This is a genomic window from Streptomyces mangrovi, from assembly GCF_900114215.1.
Lineage (GTDB): Bacteria > Actinomycetota > Actinomycetes > Streptomycetales > Streptomycetaceae > Streptomyces > Streptomyces barkulensis.
Window position 1 is genome coordinate 212,045 of the sequence record NZ_FOSG01000004.1, and the last position, 21,731, is coordinate 233,775.

Below are 21,731 nucleotides of genomic sequence, written 5' to 3' on the forward strand. Positions count from 1 at the left end.
GGCCGCCCGGGGCCGGTCCGGCCCGTACCTCCCCTCCTGGCGGGGTACGGACGGCACCGGCCCCGGGGACCTTCGGCCCTGCCGGGAAGACCGGCGCGGGAGGAGTCTGAAGGTGCCACGACGGCAGGAGGAAACCATGAACCGTTCGCAGATCCGCCCCCTCCCGGAGGTCAGGGTCGAGGTCCGGGGCGAGGTGCCCGGGGACGCGGCCGAGTACGCGCGGACCAAGGTGCTGGCGGCCCTGGGCAAGGTCGGGGAGCCGGTCCTGGGCACCAGGGTGAAGCTGAGCCAGGCGGGCGCCTCCGTGCGGCACCCGGCGCACGCCCAGGTGAACGTGGACGTCAACGGCCGCCCGGTGCGGGCCCACGTCGCCGCCGACACCATGCCCGAGGCGATCGACCTGCTGCGCGACCGGCTGGCGGGCCGGCTGTCCCGCGTCCACCGCCGCGGACACCACGGCGGCGGGCCGCGCCCCGGCTCGCGCATCGGGCAGGGACGCCGTGTCGTGCGCCGCCGCGCCCACGGCCCCGCCCGGATGACCCCCGCCCAGGCGGTGTACCGGATGGAGGCCCTGGGGTATGGCTTCCACCTGTTCACCGACGCCGCCTCGGGCGTGGACAGCGTGGTCTACCGGGACGCGGAGGGCGGCCACCGGCTGGCCCGCGCCCGCGGGGACGCTTCCGCGCCGGCGCCGTCGGACCTCCCGCCGACCGCTCCGCCGGCCGTTCCGCTGGGGGTCAGCGGGATCCCGGCGCCCCGAATGGGGGTCGAGGAGGCGGTGTGGCGGCTGGAGGCGACCGGCCTGCCGTTCGTGTTCTTCGTCGACACCGCCACCGAGCGCGGAGCCCTGCTCCACCGCCGCCGCGACGGCCTCCACGGGCTGGTCACCCCGGCCGAGTGACCCGGCGTCCGCCGGCCGGTGAGCCGGGTGGGGGCGGCCCGGGCCGCCCCCACCCGGACGCGTGCCGACGACCGCAGGTCACGGGGAGGCCGGGCCGAGGGCGTCCAGAGCCGCCTCCAGATGCGGTGCCACGCGCCGTCGCACCCAGGCGCGGTGTCCGGCGGAGCAGCGGCGCGGCTCCACCTCCACCAGCATGATCAGGTAGAGGTAGCAGCGGTACAGCGCCATTCGTGTGCGGGCCGCGGCGTCGAAGGCGGTGCGGCCGCCGCCGGAGGCGTACCCCGCCAGGAACGCCGGATCGTCCTTGATGTCGCCGAGCAGCGCCGGCGAGGCGAAGTCCGCCAGAGGGTCCCCCCAGAACATCCGCTCGCCGTCGATGATCCCGCCGATGGTCCGGGCGCCCGGAGCGCCCTCCAGCAGCACGTTGCCCTGCCAGAGGTCGAAGTGGACCAGGGCGGGGACCGTCACCTCCTCCAGGGCGGGCGAGGCCGCGCGGACCCGGCGGCGTATCAGGTCCGCGGGCCGCGGCAGCCAGGCGCCGTGCCGTCCGGCCTCGTCGAGCACGGTGTCCAGCATGGCCGTGAAGGCCGGCCGCCATGCCGGGGAGAGGGGCGCCACCGACTCGGAGGGGTAGCCGAAGGCGGGCCCGCTCACGGTGTGCAGCCGTGCCACCAGACGGCCGAGCTCCCCGCGCAGCCGGGACCGCTCGCCGTCCCCCGGGCTCTCCGACGCCGCGTCCCAGGGGATGCCGGGACGGGCGGACATCAGCAGGAACGGCCCGGGGCCCGTGCCGCCGTCGTGGCCCTCGTACACCACCTCCGGTACCGGAACCCCGCCCGCGCGGGCGGCCGCACGGTAGAACACGGCCTCGCCGTGCAGGATGCCCCGCTCGTACCGCAGGCAGGGGGCCGTGGCGGGCGGCGGTATCTTCAGTACCAGGTCCTGTCCGTCGGCCGCCGTGATCCGGTGGACCGAGTTGTACGTGCCACCGGACAGAGGGACGCAGCGCACCACCCGCCCGGCCGGGGCGCCCGCCGCCTCCAGCATCCTCCGGACGGTTTCCCCGCTCATGGACATCGCCCCCTCTGGGGGCGCCGGACGCGACCCCGTACGAACCGGCGGTTCCACCCCCACCGGTGGTGAGAGCGCTCCCGAGCGTATCCGGACCCGGGCTCCGGCGGGTCGCCCAGGCGTACGGGTGCGCGGTGCCTACCGTCGCGGTATGCCCCTCATCCGGATCGAGCGCCGCACCCACCTTCCGGCAGAAGAGGCGTGGCGCCGGCTGACCACCTGGGAGAACCACGCCCGCCACGTCCCGTTCACCGCGATCACGGTCACCACCGCGCCGCCCACCGGCGTCGGCACGCGCTTCACGGCGCGTACGGGCACCGGGCGCGCCGGGTTCGACGACCCCATGGAGGTCGTGCGCTGGGAGCCGCCCACCGCAGACCGTCCCGGCCGCTGCCGTGTGGAGAAGCGGGGGAGGGCCGTGCTCGGCTGGGCCGAGGCGGAGGTGGTCCCCGCCGACGGGGGATCACTGGCCGTCTGGAGCGAGGAGGTGCGGGTGCGGGGGCTGCCGCGCCTGCTGGACCCCCCGACGGCCTGGGCGGCCCGTCTGCTGTTCGGCCGGGTGGTCACGGGGCTGCTGAAGGAGCGGTGACCGCCGCGTCCCGGCCGGTCCGCAGGCGGCCCCGCCGGGACGCGGCGGCTCACACCTTCCGCACGGCCACGCCGGCCGCGGCCAGCGCGCCGGTCTCCTCCTCGGGGGCGCCCTCCTCCGTCACCACCGCGTCGAGTGCCGAGGCCGGCGCGACGGAGGCGAGGGCGGTGCGGGAGAACTTGGCCGCGTCGGCGACCGCGATCACCCGGCGGGCCGAGGCGATCGCGGCGCGCTTGACGGCGGCGTCGGCCAGGTCGTACGCGGTCAGCCCGTCCGCCGCGTTCAGTCCGCAGCAGCCGATGACGGCGGTGTCGAAGCGCAGCGCGGCCAGGGAGGCCTCGGTCAGCGGGCCGGTCAGCGCCAGCTCGCCCGGGCGTGGCTCCCCGCCGGGCAGCAGCAGCTTCAGCTGGGGGGCGCCGGTGAGGGCGTTGGCGGCGTGCAGGGACAGCGGCATGACCGTCAGCCGGCGGTCGGCCAGGGAGCGGGCCACCTCCAGGCAGGTCGTGCCGCTGTCGAGGACGACCGACTCGCCGTCGGCGAGCAGGGAGGCCGCCTCGGCGGCGATCCGCCGCTTGGCGTCCGGCCGCTCCAGCTCCCGCAGCCCGAACGGCGGCTCCTCGCCGCGCAGCAGCAGGCTGCTGGCCCCGCCGCGGTAGCGCTCCAGGACCCCCTGGTCCGCCAGGACCTCCAGGTCGCGCCGGATGGTCATCTCCGAGGCACCGGTGAGCCCGGCCAGCTCCGCCACGCTCAACCGCCCGGCCTCGCGTACGGCCTCGGTGATCCGTCTCAGTCGTTCCGCACTCGCCACGCCGAAAATTGAACACAAGTTGTGTGTGAAATTCAATCTATCGAACAGCAAGCCTGTTTGTTAAATTCTGGAACATGGAGAGAAAGCTGCGGCTCGCACGGCTGGCCACCTTCGCCTACTTCGGCCTCAACGGCTTTCTGATGGGCATCTGGGTCGTCCACATCCCGGTGGTGGAGGACCGCGCGGGGATCAGCCACGCCGTCCTGGGCTGGCTGCTGCTCCTGCTCGGAGGCGGAGCCTTCGCGGGCATGCGGCTGACCGGGCCGCTGGCCGACCGCTTCGGCGCCCGCGCGGTGGTGCCGCTGAGCGCGGTGCTGTGCAGCGTGTCCCTGGTGCTGCCCGGACTGGCCGAGGGGGCCTGGAGCCTGGGCGCGGCCCTGCTGGTGTTCGGCTTCGGCAACGGCTGCCTGGACGTCGCCATGAACACCCACGCCGTCCAGGTGGAGCGCGGCTACCGGCGGCCCGTCATGTCCGCCTTCCACGCGGTGTTCTCCGTCGGAGGAGTGCTCGCGGCCCTGGTCGGTGCCCGGACCCTCAGCTGGGGCTGGAGCGCCGCCGTGACTCTTGCCGGAATGGGCGCCGTCGGGCTCCTGGCCGCCGTCCTGGCCGCCCCCGCGCTGCTGCGCCCCGAGTCCACCGTGTCCACCGTGTCCGCAGGTCCCGCGGAGGAGGGCCCGAAGTCGTCCACCGGAACCGGAACCGGAACCGGGGCCGGGACCGGGCGGGGGACGCCCGCGCGGATCTGGGCGCTGGCCGCCCTCGCGCTGATGCTGATGCTCGCCGAGGGCGTCGCCAATGACTGGAGCGTGCTCGCCCTGGAGGACGTCCTGGGCGCGCCCGCGGCCACGGCGGCCCTCGCCTACGGGGCCTTCGCCACCGCCATGACCGTCGGACGCCTGCTCACCGACCGGGTGGCCGCGCGCTTCGGCCCGGTCGCGATCGTCCGCTACGGCGCCCTCCTGGCCGCGGTGGGCCTGTCGGCGGTGGTGGTCTCCCCCTGGATCCCCCTGGCCCTGGCCGGCTGGACCGTCTTCGGCATGGGGCTGTCCGGCTGTGTGCCCCAACTGTTCAGCGCCGCGGGCCACGCCGACCCGGAAGCCGCCGGGGCCAACGTCTCGCGGGTGGCGGGGCTCGGTTACCTCGGCATGCTCGCCGGGCCGGCCGTCATCGGGCCGCTCACCCATCTCGTGCCGCTGAACGTCGCCTTCCTGCTGCCCGTGGCCCTGTGCGCCGTGGCGGCCGGGGCCGCCGGGATCCTGCGGGCCGAGCCCGGGGCCGCCGCCGGGGGAGCCGAGCCCGCCCGGGAACGGGCGGAGATCCCCGAGGCCGCCGGGGCGTCCGACTGACGGCCGCCCCGGACTCCCCCGGATTCCCGGGAAGTGACCCGCGCCATTCCCGGTGGCGCGGCGGGCGTGGATGATGAGGGCGTCCCCGCCGGCCGCAGGGCCGGACAGCCCTCGTCGTCCGGGAGTCGGTCCGCCATGGCAGAACATGTGCACGTTCGCCTCAACCACGGGCTGGAGGTGTCCGAGGAAGGCGAGCTGATCGAACTGTCCCGCTGCCGGTGCGGAGCCACCTGGAGCAGGGCCTACCGGGTGGACGAGGGCGAGCCCGAGCGGTGATGCGGCCGGGTGGCCTCAGCCGTCCTTGAGGGGGTCGTGCCCCCAGTTCATCAGGGAGTGCCGCCAGGTGGTGTCGGTGACGTCGCCCGACGGACGCTGGGCCAGGTGCCGCTTGATGTAACCGTTGACCTTGCGCATGTGGGCCACGTCGTCCTCACCGAGGTCGGACTTCGACGTCCGCAGCAGCTCGACGATGCGGCGGCCGGAGGCGTGTCCGGTGCTCTCCCCGCCGCCTCGGTGCTGCCCGGCCGCCTTGGACTCGTCCCGCTCCAGCCAGTCCTGGAGCTGCCCCGGCGTGAGGTTGACCAGTTTCCCGAACTCGGCGACGGTCCCGTCGCGGTCCTCGCGGTGCTCAGTCATCCCCGGGCTCCTCCTCGCGGAGGGCGCCGGGGCGGTGGACCGCCCGGCCGCCGGACTTCTCGCTGCGGACCTGGTACTGGGGATCGTCGGGGGAGGCGTCCACGGTGCGCCCGCCGGCCTCGGTACGGGAGGTGATCTCCTTCTCGACCCTGCCGACGGCCTCGCTTCCGTGGCTCTTCCAGGAGACCTTGTCCCCCTTGTGGAACTTCCTGTTCTTCTTCGTCATCTTCCCCTCCCGCGGGGAGTGGACGGATGAAAAGCCCCGTTCGTCCTCATGGTATCGGTATGACCGTATCCCACCACCGCGAAGCCGCGGGGCCGTGCTCAGCGAGGCCGCCCGTCCCGGCGGCCGGCGGGGGTGTCCAGCCCCTGCGGCAGCCGGGCCACCAGGGACTCCAGCCGGGTGCGGCGCAGCACGTCGTCCAGATTCCGCCCACCGGCCGACGGAACGCCGAACAGCAGGTTGTCGCGGAGGGTTCCGGACAGGACGGGGCAGTCCTGCTCGACGTATCCGATGGCGGCCCGCAGGTCGGACAGCGGCCAGTCACGCACATCCCGGCCGTCGAGCAGAACGCACCCGGAGTCCGGCTCGTGGAAGCGCTCGACCAGGGAGAAGACGGTGGTCTTGCCCGTGCCCGAGGGCCCGACGAGGGCCGTCACCCCCCGCGCCGGGACGGTGAAACTCACCCCGCGGTGCACGGGCGGCAGCCCGGCCCGGCAGGAGAAGCGGACCGCGTCGAGGACCAGCGAGGCCGGCCCCGGGCGATCCGCTGCGGCGGACGCGGGGGACGGGGCGGAGCCGGCACCGGCGTGCTCGGCGGGCAGCGACTCCACCTCCCGCACGCGCAGGGCCGCGGCCGAACCCGCCTGGAACCGGCCCACGACGTCGACGAGCTGGTGCACGCGAGGCCCAGAGAGAAGAGGTAGAGCAGGAAGGCCACGAGCGTGGAGACGTCCGCGGCCCCCGAGGCCACCCGCGCGCCGACCGCCTCCCGCGCCTGCCGGCGGGCCCGGTCGTCCTGCGGAAGCCGCCGGCCTTGGCGAGGGTGGGACACACGTAAGCGCGCATGATCGTTTCTTTTCGGTTGTGGTGTGGTGCGCACGCGGGTGTTCCGCGCGGGCCTCGAAACCGGCCGGAGCGGGAGGCGCCGGCGCCCCCGGAAGGACGGCGGCCTGTCCGCCCACCCGTGTGCGGCCGGTCGTTGCGAATCCCTCGAAGCCGAACACCACGCCAGAAATGCGAGGACATCACCACAACAGCGCACGGACGCCAGCGGCGGGCGCGTAGGAAACTTCCTATGTGTACTTGCGTGAAGGGTTGTGAGCGGTTCTGTGGGATGGACTCGTGGGCCGGTTCGAGCGGTTCCGGCTTCCCGGAGCGAATCGCCGGGCGCCACGCGGGGTGGTACGGAAAGAGGCCGGGGCGTGCCCGCGAGCGCGGGGCGACGGGGCCGCGGTCGTCCGCACCCGGCCGCCGGGCGGAGCCCCGTGGGCCGCGCTCGCGGCGGGGCGGCCCGTGCGCGACCCGCGGCGGGCCCGGCGAGTTCCTCCCGCGACCGCGGGCAGCGCGAACCGCCCGGGAACCGGAACCGGAAGAACCTACCGCGAGCGGGAGTGGGTCCCCGGATTGATGATCTCGTCCAGCACCTCACGGACCACCGAGAAGGCGACACGGTCGATACCGGCCGCCGTGGGGTCGGCGCCCCCGCCGGCGCCGGACGGGCTCCCGGTCCCGGCTTCCTTCTCGGCCGCCCAGTCGCGTGCGACCCGGATGCGACGGAGGAGTTCGTCTGCGTCCACGACATCAGTCATGGACGGAACCTACCCACGGACCCGGTGCGGCAGCCTTCGCCGGGTGTGTCCGTTCTGCGCCGATCCGCTCCGCGTCGGTCCGGAGTCCCGCGCGGCAGCCGTGCGCAGGCGTGCGCGCGCGGGTGGGATGACCCGCGAACCTGCTTACTTTTCAAGGTGGTTGGAGGAGCGGGCCGCTGTTCCTGCGATTCGGGGGTATACGGGATCCGACGGACGGCGGACGGCCGACGACGACCCGTGGGGGTGACCCGTGCCCGTGCAGAAGACGAGCGTGCTGGTGCTGGACTGCGCCGACCCCGAGGCGCTGGCGGAGTTCTACGCGAACCTCCTGGGCGCCGAGGTGCGCCGGGGCGTGGACCCGGACTTCATCGAGGTGACCGGAGCGGAGGGGATCCGCCTGGCGGCCCGGCGGGACCACGGTTTCACACCGCCGAGCTGGCCCCGCCCGGACGACTCGCTCCAGGCGCATCTGCACATCCTGGTTCCGCGGGACGGCATGGACGAGGCCGAACGTGAGGCGGTCGGGCACGGGGCGCGTCCGGTCGACACCAAGGACAACGGCGGCCCTCGCGACGTGCGCCTGTACTCCGACCCGGCCGGGCACACCTTCACGCTGGTGGCACGGGAGGGCCGTACGGCCGACTGACGGGCCGACTGACGGACGGCGGGCCCCTACGGCGCGAGGGCCTCGGTGGTGCGGGTGGCCGAGTCGTAGCTGCGAGCGGCGGTCAGACGGCCCCGCACCGGTCCCCGCAGCCCGGCGGGCAGCAATTCCGGATCCGGCCGGTCCCAGGCCGGCCGGCGGCTGCGTCCGAGGGTGATGTGCGGAACCCAGCGGCCGGGGGCGTGCAGCGGATTCGTCCCCCCGGCCTCCGGCGAGGCGGCCAGCGCCCGCCAGACGGCCTCGTGCAGCCGCAGCAACCCCGGGTCCGGCCGCACCGCCCAGGCCAGGACGTGCGTGCGGCCCGCGAAACGCAGCAGTCCGTCCAGACACAGCCCCAGCGGCAGGGCGGCCAGGGCCTCGGTCACCTTCTCGCGCGCCGCGTCCGGGAGCGCGCCGGCGGCGGCCAGGGTGAGGTGGGGGCGGTTGGTCGGATGGGTGTGCGCCTCCTGGCTGGGCATCCCCGCCGCGGCCAGATGGCGCCACGCCCGGCGCACGGCCAGCTCGGCGGCGCCGTCCGGAAGCAACTCCACAGTGCGCACACGGGCCAGCCTACGGTGAGGCCGGGGTCATCGCAGTACTGTGCGGTGGACCGCACGGACCGCACGGACGGCCGGGAGTGAGGGGAAAGGCGCCCATGAGCCAGTGGGGAGACGAGTCCGCCGAGCCCGTCACGGCGGTCAGCCCGCGCCCGGTCGGGCGGGCGCTGCTGACGCAATCCTGGCGCGATGTGACCTTCCTGCACTGGCCGGTGGCCCCGGCGGCGGTCGCCCCGCTGCTGCCCGCCGGAGTCCGCCCCGACGTCCACGAGGGCACCGCCCATGTGGGGCTGGTGCCCTTCCGGATGCACGGTCTGGGTTTCGGCCGCGGGCCCGGGCTGCCGTACCTGGGGAGCTTTCCGGAGACCAACGTGCGCGTGTACGGCGTGGACCGGCGGGGGCGGCGCGGGGTGGTGTTCCTGACGCTGGAGTGCGCGCGGCTGCTGCCGGTGCTCGGGGCCCGGGCGGCGCTGCGCCTGCCGTACCGCTGGGCCTCCATGCGCCGCCGCACCGGGGACGGCCGCGACCTGCTGTGGACCAGCGTCAGGATCGGGCCGGGCGGCCGGGGCCGCCCGGCCACCCGGATCCGGGTACGGGTGGGGGAGCGGATCGCCGAGCCCACCGCCCTGGAGCACTTCCTGACGGCCCGCTGGGGGCTGCACACAACCTGGTACGGCGGCAGGACGGTGTACCTGCCCAACGTCCACGAGACCTGGCCCCTGCACCGCGCCGAACTCCTGGAGTGCGAGGAGGGCCTCGTCGCCGCCTGCGGGCTGCCCGCTCCCGAAGGGGCCCCGCTCAGCGTGCTGTACGCGCCGCGCGTGGACGTCCGCTTCGGCCCGCCCCTGGCGGGCGGCCGCTGACGCGCTCCCTCGCGGGACCGGAGCCCCGGCCCCGCGAGGGGGTGGTCAGATCCGTTCGGCCACCACGGCCTCGACGAACCGGCCGACCTCGGTCTCGGGGAGGTTGCGCGCCAGGTCGGCTTCGCTGACCATGCCGACCAGCCGCTTCTCCTCGTCGATGATCGGCACCCGGCGGATCTGGTGCTTCTCCATCGTGTCCAGCACCTTCTCGACGCCCGTGTCGGCGGTCACCGTGAACGTCCGCCCCTGGGCCAGCTCACCGGCGGTCGTCCTGGTCGGGTCGCCCCCCGCGGCCAGGCACTTCACCACGATGTCGCGGTCGGTGATGATTCCGTGCAGCTTGTCGTCGTCGCCGCATATCGGCAGCGCGCCCACGTCGAGGTCGCGCATGCGCCGTGCCGCGGCGTCCAGCGTCTCGTGCTCCCCGACGCACTCCGCGCCGGTGTGCATGATGTCCCGGGCAGTGGTCATGGCAGTCTCCTCGCATCGGAAATGCAGTGAATGCGGTGGATTCGGTGAATGCTGTGGGTCCGGCGGGTCCGGCGGGTCCGGCGACCGCGGTGGCCCCGGCTCCGTGGAGAGGCCCCGGGCGGCTGGGCGCCCCGGCGCCCTCGGACGCCTGGGCCGGTAGTCCATTCTGGTCCGTTCCACCGCCTCCCGCATCCGGACGGCGGGGCGCCGCGTCAGGCGGTGCGCCCGCCCGCGGCAGGGACGGTGAAGACCGGGCAGCGCGCGTGGTGGAGCACACCCTGGCTCACCGAACCCAGCAGCATCCCGGTGAAGCCCCCGCGGCCCCGGGTGCCCACGACCAGGCCGAGAGCCTGCTCGGACGCCTCGGCCAGGACCTGTACCGGATGGCCTCGTACGAACTCGTGGCGCAGGTTCACCTCCGGGTGCGCGGCGGTGCGGCCCGCGACCGACTCCGACAGCAGCCGGCGGGCCTCCTGCTCCGCCGCGTCCTCGTCCAGGGAGCCCAGCAGCGGCGGATGCCACACGTACAGCGCCCGTAGCGCAGCGTCGCGCAGCGAGGCCTCCTCGAAGGCGAAGTCGACGGCCGCGGCGGAGTCCGGGCTGCCGTCGACGCCCACTACGAAGTACGGCGGCTGCCGGGTGAGGTGCTCCGGCTCCCGCAGGACCACCACCGGGCACGCGGCGTGGGCGGTGAGCGGCAGTCCCACCGCGGTGGAGCCGAACAGCTCCTGCGCGGAGGACAGGTGCCAGGAACCCACCACGGCCATCGCCGCGTTCCGGGACTCCTCACGCAGCACCCAGGCGGGATGCCCCTCCGCCAGCAGCCAGGAGACCTCCACCCGCGGCTGCCGCTCCTCGACGAAGGCGACCGCCTCCCCGAGCACCCGCTCGCCGGTCTCGTGCAGCGCATCGTTCCACTGTTCCCAGGAGGGCCGCAGCTCCGACGACCAGTAGCCGCCGGTCGGCACGCCCTGGGCGTGCACCACGCGCAGCGGCAGGCCTCGCCGGGCGGCCTCGTCCGCGGACCAGGCGAGGGCCGACCGCCGGGAGGGGTCGGGGTCCACCCCCACCACGATCGGCCGACGTCCCTGTGAACTCGTCATAGCCGCCTCCGGGGTAGTCTCTCGCCCCCCCTCGCCGCCCCAGTCTGTCAGCGCCCCGTCGGCCGCGCCCGTCGGGCGGGGCGGTCCGTACGCGGCCGAAGGCGTCGTCTACAGGCCCTGGGCCAGCAGGATCTCGTGCGCCAGCCTGGCCCCGCGGGCGGCCTCCTTCGGCAGCACGGTGTCCTGGGAGGGTGGCTGCTCCAGCCCCCGGGCCAGTGCCCGGACGGCCTCGGCCAGTGCCTGCACCTGCGTCTCCAGCGCCTGCACCCGGGCCTCCTGTGAACTCTGCGGGCCGTGGCCCGAGGGCTGCTCGTACGGGCTGTTCGCGGTCATGTCGGCACCTTTCGTCCGTCGGGCACGGAGAGGAGAACCGTCCGGCGGCCGGCCGCCGGCGTCCGGGCCGGTGCGGGCCTTCCGGGGCACCGGCCGGCCCACGGCCGCCGCCCGCCTCCTTCGGGCCATCCTCTTCCAGTCTGCTCCGGCCCGCGCGCCGGCGGAGGGCTCCGGCCGGATCGGCGAGCCGGTCCGGTGAGGCGGCCCCGAGGGGGTAGGCGGTGCGGGACGGAGCGGACGGCCCGTGAGGAGGACCGCCCCGCCCGGGCGCCACTCTGACGCGCCGGTGCGGACGCCGGCCCGTAGGGCGTCCGCACCGGCGCGGGTCAGCCCGGCACCACGTGGAAGAAGTGGGTCGGCAGCTGGACGGCGACGGACTCGTGGACCACCGCGCACACCGCAGTGCCCCCGGGCTCGTCGAAGGTCCCCGGCGGCGGCTCCGCGACCTTGATCACCGAGTGCTCGGCGTCCAGGAGCACGGCGGCCATGGCGAAGTCCCCGACCAGCGCGCAACCGGGCGCCACCTGGCGGTGGCGGCAGACCATGACGCCCTCGCGGGCGAGATCGGCCAGCAGGCTGCCGGAGCCGACCAGCTGCCCGTAGTAGTCGCGGGGGTTGACCATCACCGCGTGCCCGGTTCCGCCGGTCTGCTCGATCTCGTCGAAGGCGGCGAGCAGACCGGCGGCGTACGAGCCCCGGTAGGGCAGGGACGCCACGTCCGGATGGCGCAGCACGTCATGGGTGAGCGCCCGGTTCTCCGCGGTGCCCAGCCGGACCATCAGCCGCCGGTCCACGAAGGCGGCCAGCGCCGCCGGGTCCCCGGCGAGCCCGTCGGGGACCCGCACCCAGGCGGTGATCGGTGCGACGTGGTGGTCGGCCGGGGCGAACAGGAACGAGTCCTCGCGCAGCCGGCCCTCGCGGGTCGGCGCCTCCCCGGGCGGCCTGGTCTCGAACCAGGTGCGCACCGCGCCGGAGCCGGCCCGCTGCTTGCGGAACAGGTGACGGGCGGTCAGCCGGTGCCTCTCCTTCCCCGGCTGGAAGGCGTCGGTGACGGTGAAGCCGAAGTGGACCTCGGCCCTGTCCGGCGCCTCGGCGAAGGCCCGGGCGAACTCCTCGCCCGGCGAGGGTGCGGTGGCCGGTGCGGTCGCGGCGGGCGGCGGCGGGCCGCCCTGCTCGGTGGCGGTCGCGGTGGCGTTCATGGTCCGGTCCCTCCTGGTACTGGGTCCGCGGGGGTCACGGGTTGTGTCACGGGTCGTCTCACAGGGCGTGCTCGATCAGCCGCTCGTAGTACGGCAGGTGGTGTTCGTGGAAGGAACGCAGCCGCTCGTCGTTGTCGACGGTGACGGCGTACTCCCGCTCCGGCGCTCGGAAGGCCGAGCTGGCCATGACGTCCAGGTGCCAGCGACGGTTCGGCCGCCACTCGGCGCGCTCGCCCGGCTGCCAGTTCAGGGCCTCGGGGACGTAGGGCAGCCCGACCCGCTCGCAGTACGCCGAGACCACTTCCGCCGGATCGGCCAGCAGCCGTTCGGCGCGGATCACCACCGGGCGCTCGCCGGTCGTCTTCCAGGCGAGTTCGAACAGGTCCCACTGGTGCTCGTAGCCGATCTCGGAGCAGGTCACCTCGGGTTTGACCGCGTGGTGCGAGGCGATGGCGCGCGCCGGGTCGCGGACGATGAAGGTGTGCCGGAAGCCCGCGATCCGTTCCGGGTGGTCGAACAGGTACTGGTAGCGGTACTCCAGGGTGTCCTTGAAGAACACCGGCCGCTCCTCGCCCAGCGCCGCGAGGTGGGCCAGCAGATCGCCGGGGGAGCGGAGCACGACCGTGCCCCCGTCCGGACCGGGCACGGACACCTCGCCGTGGTCGGTGAGCAGCACCAGCGGCTCGTGCACCACGGTCACGTCGCCGCGTTCGGCCATCATGCGCAGGAAGGCGGTGGAGACCGCACGGGGATGCGCCCACATGGCTATGACGGTCACATCGACCACTCCGTCGGGCGGCGGTCCCAGCGGTGGCCGCGCAGCTCGTCGAGCATGGCGCGGTCCAGCCGCCGGCCGTCGGAGACGGCCAGGTTGGCGCGGACGTGCTCCGGTCTGCGCATGCCGGGGATGACGGTGCTGACGGCCGGGTGGTGGAGGATGAAGCGCAGCGACAGCTCGGGCAGTGTCATGCCCCTGGGCAGCACCTTCTTCAGCCGCTCGGCGCGCTCCACCGTCGGGCCCAGGTTGTCGGGGCCGAAGTAGACCGCCCGCCAGTCGTCCTCGGGGAAGACGGTGTCGTGGGTGAGCTTTCCGGTGAGACCGCCCTCGTCGAAGGGGACGCGGGCGATGATGCCGATGTCGTCGAGCAGCGCGCGTTCGAACAGCTCGTCCTCGGGGGCCTGGTCGAAGATGTTGTAGATGACCTGGACGACGTCGACCAGGCCGGTGTCGATCGCCCGCAGGCAGTTCTCCGGCTCCCAGCGGTTGACGCTGATGCCGAACCCCTCGATCACGCCCTCGGCCTTGAGATCGGAGATCACCCGCTGCCAGCGCTCGTCGTCGCTCCACCGGTCCTCCCAGACGTGGAACTGCAGCAGGTCGATGCGGTCGGTGCCGAGGTTCTCCAGGCTGCGGTGGACGTACTCGCGCACATGGCCGGGCGGGAAGACGTCGTCGAGGGTGTCGCCGGGGCGCGGCGGCCACTGCCGGTTCAGCGGCGGAACCTTGGTGGCGACGTACAGCCGGCGGTCGGAGTGCCTGCGCAGCAGATCGCCCAGCATCCGTTCGCTGACACCGCGGCCGTAGACCCAGGCGGTGTCGAAGAAGGTGCAGCCGAGCTCGACCGCCAGGTCCAGGCAGTCCGGTGCGGTGCCGTAGTCCCAGCCGGTGAAGCCTCCGGGGCCGCCTCCGATGCCCCACATGCCGTAGCCGATCTCGCTGACGTCCCAGCCCAGCCGGCCCATGCTTCGGTAGTGCACTGTCGTCCTTTCGGTTCGCTGTCTCGGAACTCTCGGTGTTCGGGTGTGCTTCGGTGTGTTCGGGGTGCCCGGTGGCCGGACACGCCGTTCAGGAGGTGAGCGTGGCGCGGTAGGCGGCGACCGCCGCCTCCAGCGGCCCCTCGCGCAGACCGTGCCGGGCGTCGAGGGCGGCGCACGCGTCCCTGGTGAACAGGCCGGGATTGTCCGACAGCAGGTGCCGGAAGTCCGGTGGCCCGCCGGGCGCGGCCGACGGCAGGGCCGTCAGCAGGGCGTGCAGCACGGCCGCGGCCGAATCCCTGTCGCCGTCCGCCGCCTCCCGCAGCGCCGCCGCGAACTCCTCCGCCGGCACCGTGCGCAGGGTGCGCGCACCGTCCGGAGCGGCCAGGTCGAGTGCGGCGAAGTCCACACCGCCGGGGCGGAAGACGTGGTACACGCCGCGGCCGGGCGGCCCGGGCGGCGGCTCGGTGAGCGCGGCGACCAGCCGGGCGGCCGTCTCGTCCACGGGTGTGTAGTCGGAGACCATCGGCACACCGGGCCGCACGCCCAGCTGGAGGAAGGCGGACAGCAGCAGATGGGTGAGCGCCGCGGGATTGGGCACGCCGTTGTCGGCCGCCGGCATCACCTCGCCCAGCCGGTGCACCACCACCGGTGCGCCCAGCCGCCGCGCCGCGAGCACCATGCGCTCGGCCACCCACTTGGACCGGCTGTAGCCGCTGGCGGGCAGGGCCGCGTCGCGGGGGTCGAAGTCCTCGCCCACCGGCTCCGCCGCACCGGCCGCGTGCCGGTCCAGGACGCCGAGGGTGGAGATGTGGTGCAGCGGTTTGGGCCGCCCCGACAGGGCGAAACGCAGCACCTCGGCCGTGCCGGCGACATTGGCCGGTCGGTGGGAGCGGTAGTCCAGCAGAAAGTTGACCAGTCCTCCGATGTGCAGCACGGCGTCGCACTCGGCGGTGAGGGACTCCCACTGTGGGCGCGGCCAGCCGAAGCGGGGCCGCTCCAGGTCGCCGTGGCGGGCCTCGACGCGCGCGGCGACGTCCGCGTCCCACAGCCCCTGCGAGCGCAGGGTGCGCGCCAGCCGCTCCCTGGCGTGCGCGTCGTCGCGGGCGCGTACCAGGCACACCGCGCGCGCCCCGGTGGACGTCACCAGCCGGTGCACGGTCCGGGCCCCGACGAAGCCGGTGGCCCCGGTGACCAGGACGGTGCGCGGCGGCACGGCCGGGACCGCGTCCGCCGCCCGGCGCGCCAGGCGGGTCAGGTCCGCCGGGAGCCGGGCGTCGCGCTCCATCGAGCGCGCCTCGTCCCCGGCGGGCGCCCCGGGCTCTTCGCCGCCACGCGCACCGGATCCGTCCAGGGCCGCGGCGAGCCGCTCGGGCGTGCGGTGCTCGTAGACGTCGGACAGGCTCACACGGGCGCCCACGGCCTCCCGGATGCGCAGCGTCGCGCTCATGGCGGACAGCGAGTCGCCACCGCGTGCCAGGAAGTCGTCGCCGGCCCGGAAGTCGGGCAGGCCGAGCACCGAGCCCATCACGTACGCGATGCGCTGGACGGGGGTTTGCGAGCCCGCCGGCCCGTGCGCGGCCGGCCTCGCCTCGGACTCCAGCTTGTCCTCCACGATCGCGCGCAGCGCGCGCAGGTCCACCTTGCCGTTGTCCGTCAGAGGCAGGGACTGGAGCACGAAGCAGTGGCGCGGCACCTGGATGCGGGGCAGCACGGACGCCAGATGGGCGCGGAGCGCCGCCGGGGTGGTGCCCGGCTCGGTCGCCGCCGCGACCACCAGCCGGGTGCGCCCGGCCCGCCGCACCGTCATGGCCTTGGCCTGCACGACACCGCGGCAGCCCTCGGCGGCGGCCTCGATCTCGGCCGGCTCGATGCGGACGCCGTCCACTTTGGCCTGCCGGTCGCGCCGACCGGCGAAGCGCAGCAGCCCGCGTTCGTCGTACCAGCCCAGATCACCGGTGCGGTACAGCCGCTCGCCGGGAACCGAGGGGAAGGGATTGGGCACGAACGCCCGCTCGGTGCGCTCCGGGTCGCCCAGGTAGCCCGCCCCCACACAGGCGCCGCCGACCAGGATCTCACCGGTGGCGCCCGCGGGCAGGGGCCGCAGCGCGTCGTCGACGACGAGGGCGTGGCAGTTGTCGATGGGCCGCCCGAGCGGTATGTGGTCGCCCTCGTCGCCCCGGACGCGGTGGAAGACCATGCCGATGGCGGTCTCCGAGGGCCCGTACCCGTTGTCGATCTCCAGGCCGGGGACCATCTCCCGCAGCCGGTGGACGGAGTGCGGCACGATCTCCTCGCCGCCGACCACCAGATGCCGAAGGGAGGAGACCCTGCGCACGGCCGCCGGGTCGGACTCCAGCAGCGCCACGAGCATGCCCAGGATCGCCGGGACGAAGTCGGTGACCGTGACCCGGTGGCGGTCGATGGCCTCCACCGTCCGCTCCAGGTCGAGGAACTCGCCCTGCTCGGGGACGACCGTCCGCCCGCCGGTGGTCAGCGGCCACAGCAACTGCCAGATGGCGGAGTCGAAGGTGTGGCGGCTGTTCTGGAGCACCACCTCCCGCCCGGTGGCACGGAAGTGGCGGGTCATGAAGCGGAACCGGTTGGTCAGGCCGCCGTGCAGGTTGAGGGCGCACTTGGGGGCGCCGGTCGTGCCGGAGGTGAACACCCCGTAGGCGATGTCGCCGGCGCCGGGCAGGACACCGGGACGCTCGGTGCTCGGCGTGATCCCGGCCGCACGCACGACCGTCGCCGGCCGGCCGGCGCACACTGGCGGCCCGGAGGTCAGCACCAGCGGCGGGTCCAGCGTCCCCAGCACCGAGCGCAGCCGTTCCTCCGGCCACACCGGGTCGCACAGCGCGAACGCCGCACCGGTTTTCATCAACGCCACCATGCACAAAGGAAGTTCGACGCTGTTGCCCACCACCACGGGCACCACCGAGCCGGGGCCCGCACCGGCCGCCGACAATCGCGCGGCGAGCCCGTTGGCGAGCGCGTCGAACTCCGCGTACGTCAGGACCCTCTCCTTTCGTGCCCCCCGCCAGACCAGGGCGGGACGGTCGGGGGTCCGGTCGGCCTGTTCCTCGATGAGCGCGGTCACGGGCCGGTAGGGGCCGTGATCGACGCTGCCGCCGGCGGAAAGCCGGAGGTTGTCCGACGCGTCTGTCGACATATCTGTGCACTCCCTGCTGGTGACGGGACGGCGCGCTGGAGGGGGGGCCGTGCGGGTCACGGACGGGGGGTCAGGTCCGGGACCAGGGGGGCGAGCGCTGGTGGCGGCCCGTTCCCCACGGCGAGGGCGGTGAGCAGGGCGCCCGCCGCGGGAGCTGTCTGGATTCCGTATCCGCCCAGCCCGGCGAGCCAGTGGAAGCCGGGCACGCCGGGGTCCGGGCCGATGACGGGCACGTCGTCGCCGGGTGAGGTCCGCAGCCCGGCCCAGGCATGTCTGACGTGCCGGAGGCGGAGGGCGGCCACCGCCTCGAAGCGGTGGACGGCGACGGCCACGTCGAGGTCGTCGGGCCGTACGTCGCCGGGTGGGGCCGGTACCGCGTCCACCGGGGACAGCAGCAGCCCGCCCGACTCCGGTCTGGCGTAGAAGGTGTCCGCCACGTCGCAGACCATCGGCCAGCCGGAAGCGTCGAGACCGGGCGGCAGTTCGGCGACGGCCGCGGTGCGGCGGCGCGGCACCAGCCCGGCCGGCGCCGCGCCCGCCAGCCGGGCCACCTCGTCGGCCCAGGCCCCGGCGGCGTCGACCATGACCGCGGCGGAGAACTCCCCGATCGGCGTGGCCGCGTACCAGCGGCCGCGCCGCCGCCGAAGGGAGCGGACCCGGGCCCCGGTCGCGACGGTTCCGCCCGCCGCGCGCAGACCGCGCAGGAAGCCCTGGTGGACGGCGTCCACGTCGATGTCGCACACCCCCGGCCGGTACAGGGCGCGGCCGAAGGACTCCGGGCGCAGCACCGGGCACAGCTCCAGGGCGCGGGACCGGTCGATCTCGACGGCCGGTTCGGGAGCGTCGGCCCCCTCGGCCAGCGCCTGTTCGAACAGGCCGGGGCTTCCCGGCGTCTCCAGGGCCAGAACGCCGCGCGGGCGCAGCAGGGCGGCGGGGGAGAAACCCCCGGGAGGTTCGGTGTAGAAAGCGCGGCCGGCCGCGGTCAGGGCCCGCACCACCGGGCCGCCGTAGTACTCGGAGAACACCGCGGCGGACCGCCCGGTCGAGTGCGTGCCCGGTACGCGTTCGGCCTCCAGCAGTGTCACCCGGCCGTGCCGGGCGAGGAACCAGCCGGCCGCGGCGCCCGCGATGCCGCCGCCGATCACCAGGAAGTCGTCCACGCCGCTCACCCCTCGTCCGGTCCGGTTGTGTTCGCGGCGTTCTCGGCGGTCTCGGCGTTCGCGGTGTCCGGGGCCGGCTTCCCGGGCACGGCGACGGCCGCCGGCAGCAGTGACAGCGCGGTGACCGCGGCCGCCGCGAGGAAGCCGTGGGAGATCCCCGAGGACAGCGCCGCGCCCGAGGCCTCCGCCCCCGTGTGCCCGGCGTCGTCGGCCGCCGCCCAGACGACGGCGCCGAGTACGGCCAGTCCCGTCGCGCCACCGATCTGCCGGGCCATGGTGAGCAGACCCGACGCGGCGCCGGAGTCCTCGTCGGCCACGTCCGCCAGGGCGGCCAGTGTCAGGGGGACGCCGGTGACGCCGAGCCCCGCGTAGACCAGCACGGTCGGCACGAGCATCCCGGTGGCGTAGCCGCCGGACTCCCCGATGCGCGACAGCCACGCCATTCCGGCCGCGGCGGTCAGCAGACCGCAGCACACCAGCGCACGGGCCCCCACCAGGGCCACCAGACGCGGGCCGAACCTGGCCCCGGCGACCAGCAGGCAGGTCAGCGGGAGGTAGACGACCGCGATCCGCAGTGCGCTGTACCCCCACACCCGGCTGAGGAAGAGGGTGAGGAAGAAGAAGACGCCGAACATGGCGGTGCTGATCAGCGCCAGCACCGCGTAGACGCCCGCCCGCCGTCCGCCGGTGAACAGCCGCAGCGGGACCAGTGGCCGCGCCCCGCGCCGCTCGACCGCCACGAAGACCGCCAGCAGCACGACCGAGGCGCCCAGCGCGGCGAGCACCTCCGGACGCGTCCGGCCGCCGTGCCCGGAGGAGGCGGAGACCAGCCCGTACACCAGCAGCAGCGCCGCCAGGGTGCCGGTGACGGCGCCGGATGCGTCGAACACCCCGTGCCGCCGGGGTGTCTTGGGAAGCACTCGCCGGGTGACGGCCAGGAGCACCACCCCGATCGGCACGTTGACGAGCATCACCCAGCGCCAGGAGAGCCAGGCGGTGATCACCCCGCCCGCCAGCAGGCCCAGGCCGCCGCCGGCCGTGGCGACGGCCGTGTACCAGCCGATCGCCCGATCCCGCTCCGGCCCCTGGGGAAACGTCACGGCGATCAGCGACAGCGCGGCGGGCGAGGCCGCGGCGGCGCCCGCGCCCTGCGCCGCGCGGCACACCACCAGCAGCCACGGCTGGGAGGCGAGGCCGCCCAGCAGCGAGGCGCAGGTGAACAGCGCCAGGCCGGCCGCGAACATCCGCCGCCGGCCCAGGATGTCCCCGGCCCGCCCGCCCAGCATCAGCAGACCGCCGAAGGCGATGGAGTACGAGGCGACGACCCATTCCAGGCCCGCGCCGCCCAGCCCCAGTGAGCGCTGGATGCTCGGCAGCGCGACGTTGACGATGGTGGCGTCCAGCAGGAACATCAGCTGCGCCGCGGAGATCACCGCCAGCGCGGCCGACCGCCGGCGCGGGGCCCGTCCGCGCTCCGGGGCGTCCGCCGCGGCCTGCGCCGCCGCCGTCATCGGCGCACGGCGCGTTCGTACTCGATCTCCAGGCGGCGGCGCAGCGGATGGCGCAGGATCTTGCCCAGCGAGTTCCTGGGCAGCTCCCACACGAACTGCACCCGGTCCGGCCACAGGGCCCGGGCCACCTTCTCCTCGGTCAGCAGCGCGTGCAGCGACTTCAGGGTGGGCGGCTCCTCGCCCGGCACCACCACGGCGCACACCAGTTCCGCGCCGGGCACCTCCGGGTCCGGGTAGCCCACCAGGGCGATCTCCTTCACCAGGGGGTGCCGCACCAGCACGGACTCCACGTACAGCGTGGAGACCTTCATGCCGTTGGCCCGGGTGATCTGGTCGACGGTGCGGCCGGTGATGCGGATGCCGCCGCGCCCGTCGTCGCGGGCCAGGTCGGTGGTGTCGAACCAGCCTTCCTCGTCCAGGCACGCCTGGTAGACCTCGCGCTGGCCGAGGTAGCCCAGGCACTGGGACGCGCCGCGCACCAGCAGCCGGCCGGTGTCGTCGCCGGGCTCGGCGTCGATGCGTATCTCCATCGAGGGCTCGGGGCGCCCGTCGCTGTGCGCCGCCCAGCCCTCCGGGTCGTCCGCGCGGGTCACGGTGACCGCGCCGTTCTCCGTCATGCCCCACAGGGCGCGCACCGGGACGTCGAAGACCTCCCGCATCTCGGCGATCAGCCGGGGCGCGATCGGCGCCGAGCCGGAGACGACCTGTACCACGCCGGAGGTGTCGCGCGGCTTCTGGCGCTGTGCCTCCAGCATCGACACCAGGAACGCAGGTGGCACGTACGCCCAGGTGACGCGGTGCCTGGCCATCAGGTCCAGCAGCAGCTCCATGTCGCGGCCCGCCTCCTGCATCACGCAGGTGGCGCGCAGCAGCAGCGGCATGTAGCAGGCGTAGGTCAGCCCGGCCATGTGGGTGGCGTAGTTGGGGATGGAGATGACGTCGTCCGCGGTGAGCCGGTGCGGTGCGCAGACCGCGAGCACGGCCGCGTGGAGGGTGTTCTGACTGTGCACCACGCCCTTCATCCGGCCGGTGGTGCCCGAGGTGTACAGCAGCAGCGACGGGTCGTCGGGCCCCAGCCGGTCGGCCGCCCCGACGGTGCGGCGCTCCTCCCAGGGCGTGCGGACGAAGAACTCCTCGAAGTCGACCGCGCCGGTCGCGGCGGCGTCGCCGACGACCACTTGGTGCTTCAGGGAGGCGGGCGCGGCCTCGGCCAGACGGGCGCCGTAGTCCGTCCCGTCGACGCGGTCGGCGGTCACGCAGACCCTCGCCTCGCTGCGGGCGAGCACGTCCGACAGCTCCCGCACGTCGAGCGCGGGGATGACCGGGCAGCCGACGGCGCCGACGCGGTGGCACGCCAGGTACAGGGGGGTGAGCATCCAGCGGTTCGGCAGGTAGAGGGCGACCACGTCCCCGCGCCCCACGCCGAGTTCGGCCAGGGCGGCGGCGAAGCGCTCGACCAGCTGCCGGAGTTCGGCGTAGTCGAGGGTGCGCGAGTGATCACGGCCCTCGTAGGCGATGATCGCGGGGTGCCCGCCCCTGAGGCGCGCCGCCTCGTCGAGGTCGTCGAGGAACGTCTCCTCGCGCCACCAGCCCGCGGCCCGGTACTCGGCGGCCTGTTCGGGTCTCGGCCTGACCAGCGTCTCCCAGTCGCCCACAAGCGGTCCCTCTCGTACTCGAGCGCGAATCCGGACGCTGAGCCTAGAGGAAGGGGCAGGGGTCGCGGTACCCCCTTCGAATAACATCCTGTTCAGCGGACGTGTAATTCACGTAAACGTGTCGCAAAAGCGACAGGAGCGGGCAT

The 21,731-nt window shown here is 74.5% G+C and carries 23 protein-coding genes and 1 pseudogene; 6 read left to right on the plus strand and 18 right to left on the minus strand.

The window, feature by feature from the left end; translation table 11 throughout:
- Positions 1-136: 136 nt before the first annotated feature.
- On the plus strand, positions 137-901 hold the full coding sequence (locus tag BM237_RS07530) for a sigma 54 modulation/S30EA ribosomal C-terminal domain-containing protein (protein ID WP_093848738.1): 765 nt from the start codon (positions 137-139) through the stop codon (positions 899-901).
- A 78-nt stretch (positions 902-979) separates the two neighbouring features.
- Here BM237_RS07530 and BM237_RS07535 read toward each other — a convergent pair whose 3' ends face one another.
- A complete protein-coding gene (locus tag BM237_RS07535; protein ID WP_245793473.1) occupies positions 980-1,972 on the minus strand; it encodes a phosphotransferase family protein in 993 nt (330 codons plus the stop codon).
- Between the two features lie 151 nt (positions 1,973-2,123).
- Here BM237_RS07535 and BM237_RS07540 point away from each other — a divergent pair, with 151 nt between their 5' ends.
- A complete protein-coding gene (locus BM237_RS07540; RefSeq protein WP_093848740.1) occupies positions 2,124-2,561 on the plus strand; it encodes an SRPBCC family protein in 438 nt (145 codons plus the stop codon).
- A gap of 49 nt (positions 2,562-2,610) precedes the next feature.
- Here the strand turns inward: BM237_RS07540 and BM237_RS07545 are convergent, their stop codons facing one another.
- Positions 2,611-3,369, minus strand: a complete 759-nt coding sequence (locus BM237_RS07545; RefSeq protein ID WP_093848741.1) for a DeoR/GlpR family DNA-binding transcription regulator — start codon at positions 3,367-3,369, stop codon at positions 2,611-2,613.
- Positions 3,370-3,443: 74 nt separating this feature from the next.
- On the opposite strand from BM237_RS07545, the gene BM237_RS07550 reads away from it, so the two are divergent.
- Both BM237_RS07550 and BM237_RS29200 read left to right on the plus strand, forming a co-directional pair.
- Positions 3,444-4,715 carry an MFS transporter gene (locus BM237_RS07550; RefSeq protein ID WP_093848742.1) on the plus strand — a complete coding sequence of 424 codons (1,272 nt, stop codon included), beginning with the start codon at positions 3,444-3,446 and terminating at the stop codon, positions 4,713-4,715.
- 135 nt (positions 4,716-4,850) lie between these two features.
- Positions 4,851-4,991, plus strand: coding sequence for a hypothetical protein (locus BM237_RS29200; protein WP_175540920.1), 141 nt, complete (start codon positions 4,851-4,853; stop codon positions 4,989-4,991).
- Between the two features lie 15 nt (positions 4,992-5,006).
- Here the strand turns inward: BM237_RS29200 and BM237_RS07555 are convergent, their stop codons facing one another.
- From BM237_RS07555 to BM237_RS07570, 5 genes and pseudogenes are all read right to left on the minus strand, one after another.
- On the minus strand, positions 5,007-5,351 hold the full coding sequence (locus tag BM237_RS07555; protein WP_093848743.1) for a DUF3140 domain-containing protein: 345 nt from the start codon (positions 5,349-5,351) through the stop codon (positions 5,007-5,009).
- On the minus strand, positions 5,344-5,577 hold the full coding sequence (locus tag BM237_RS07560; protein ID WP_093848744.1) for a hypervirulence associated TUDOR domain-containing protein: 234 nt from the start codon (positions 5,575-5,577) through the stop codon (positions 5,344-5,346). Before BM237_RS07560 ends, BM237_RS07555 begins: the two co-directional genes overlap by 8 nt.
- A gap of 98 nt (positions 5,578-5,675) precedes the next feature.
- Entirely contained in the window at positions 5,676-6,254 is a 579-nt protein-coding gene (locus BM237_RS29750; RefSeq protein WP_425443662.1) for an ATP-binding cassette domain-containing protein, read from the minus strand.
- Positions 6,255-6,351: 97 nt separating this feature from the next.
- Positions 6,352-6,600: pseudogene (locus tag BM237_RS30500) on the minus strand (keywimysin-related RiPP); the annotation flags it as partial.
- 350 nt (positions 6,601-6,950) lie between these two features.
- Complete coding sequence (locus BM237_RS07570) at positions 6,951-7,163, minus strand: hypothetical protein (RefSeq protein WP_093848745.1); 213 nt, start codon at positions 7,161-7,163, stop codon at positions 6,951-6,953.
- A gap of 250 nt (positions 7,164-7,413) precedes the next feature.
- On the opposite strand from BM237_RS07570, the gene BM237_RS07575 reads away from it, so the two are divergent.
- Positions 7,414-7,809, plus strand: a complete 396-nt coding sequence (locus BM237_RS07575; protein ID WP_093848746.1) for a VOC family protein — start codon at positions 7,414-7,416, stop codon at positions 7,807-7,809.
- Positions 7,810-7,835: 26 nt separating this feature from the next.
- On the opposite strand, the gene BM237_RS07580 is transcribed toward BM237_RS07575, so the two are convergent.
- A complete protein-coding gene (locus tag BM237_RS07580) occupies positions 7,836-8,366 on the minus strand; it encodes a 2'-5' RNA ligase family protein (RefSeq protein ID WP_093848747.1) in 531 nt (176 codons plus the stop codon).
- A 95-nt stretch (positions 8,367-8,461) separates the two neighbouring features.
- Between BM237_RS07580 and BM237_RS07585 the strand changes: the two genes are divergently transcribed.
- Positions 8,462-9,226 carry a YqjF family protein gene (locus tag BM237_RS07585; RefSeq protein ID WP_093848748.1) on the plus strand — a complete coding sequence of 255 codons (765 nt, stop codon included), beginning with the start codon at positions 8,462-8,464 and terminating at the stop codon, positions 9,224-9,226.
- Positions 9,227-9,271: 45 nt separating this feature from the next.
- Here the strand turns inward: BM237_RS07585 and BM237_RS07590 are convergent, their stop codons facing one another.
- From BM237_RS07590 to BM237_RS07635, 10 genes are all read right to left on the minus strand, one after another.
- Entirely contained in the window at positions 9,272-9,697 is a 426-nt protein-coding gene (locus BM237_RS07590; protein WP_093848749.1) for a CBS domain-containing protein, read from the minus strand.
- Between the two features lie 212 nt (positions 9,698-9,909).
- On the minus strand, positions 9,910-10,800 hold the full coding sequence (locus BM237_RS07595) for a universal stress protein (RefSeq protein WP_093848750.1): 891 nt from the start codon (positions 10,798-10,800) through the stop codon (positions 9,910-9,912).
- Between the two features lie 108 nt (positions 10,801-10,908).
- Positions 10,909-11,133, minus strand: a complete 225-nt coding sequence (locus BM237_RS07600; RefSeq protein WP_093848751.1) for a hypothetical protein — start codon at positions 11,131-11,133, stop codon at positions 10,909-10,911.
- Between the two features lie 326 nt (positions 11,134-11,459).
- Positions 11,460-12,332, minus strand: coding sequence for a family 3 encapsulin nanocompartment shell protein (locus tag BM237_RS07605; protein WP_093848752.1), 873 nt, complete (start codon positions 12,330-12,332; stop codon positions 11,460-11,462).
- Positions 12,333-12,390: 58 nt separating this feature from the next.
- Positions 12,391-13,110, minus strand: coding sequence for a sulfotransferase-like domain-containing protein (locus tag BM237_RS07610; protein WP_093848753.1), 720 nt, complete (start codon positions 13,108-13,110; stop codon positions 12,391-12,393).
- A complete protein-coding gene (locus tag BM237_RS07615; protein WP_175540921.1) occupies positions 13,107-14,090 on the minus strand; it encodes an aldo/keto reductase in 984 nt (327 codons plus the stop codon). The genes BM237_RS07610 and BM237_RS07615 overlap by 4 nt, the downstream gene beginning before the upstream one ends.
- Before the next feature lie 88 nt (positions 14,091-14,178).
- The gene (locus BM237_RS07620; RefSeq protein WP_093848755.1) at positions 14,179-17,259 is read right to left on the minus strand and encodes a non-ribosomal peptide synthetase; all 3,081 of its coding nucleotides are present in this window, start codon (positions 17,257-17,259) and stop codon (positions 14,179-14,181) included.
- Between the two features lie 56 nt (positions 17,260-17,315).
- The gene (locus tag BM237_RS07625) at positions 17,316-18,419 is read right to left on the minus strand and encodes an NAD(P)/FAD-dependent oxidoreductase (protein ID WP_217655809.1); all 1,104 of its coding nucleotides are present in this window, start codon (positions 18,417-18,419) and stop codon (positions 17,316-17,318) included.
- Between the two features lie 5 nt (positions 18,420-18,424).
- Positions 18,425-19,930: an MFS transporter gene (locus BM237_RS07630; RefSeq protein ID WP_093848757.1), complete on the minus strand. Its 1,506-nt coding sequence runs from the start codon at positions 19,928-19,930 to the stop codon at positions 18,425-18,427.
- A complete protein-coding gene (locus tag BM237_RS07635) occupies positions 19,927-21,585 on the minus strand; it encodes an AMP-binding protein (RefSeq protein WP_175540922.1) in 1,659 nt (552 codons plus the stop codon). The genes BM237_RS07630 and BM237_RS07635 overlap by 4 nt, the downstream gene beginning before the upstream one ends.
- Between the last annotated feature and the right edge of the window lie 146 nt (positions 21,586-21,731).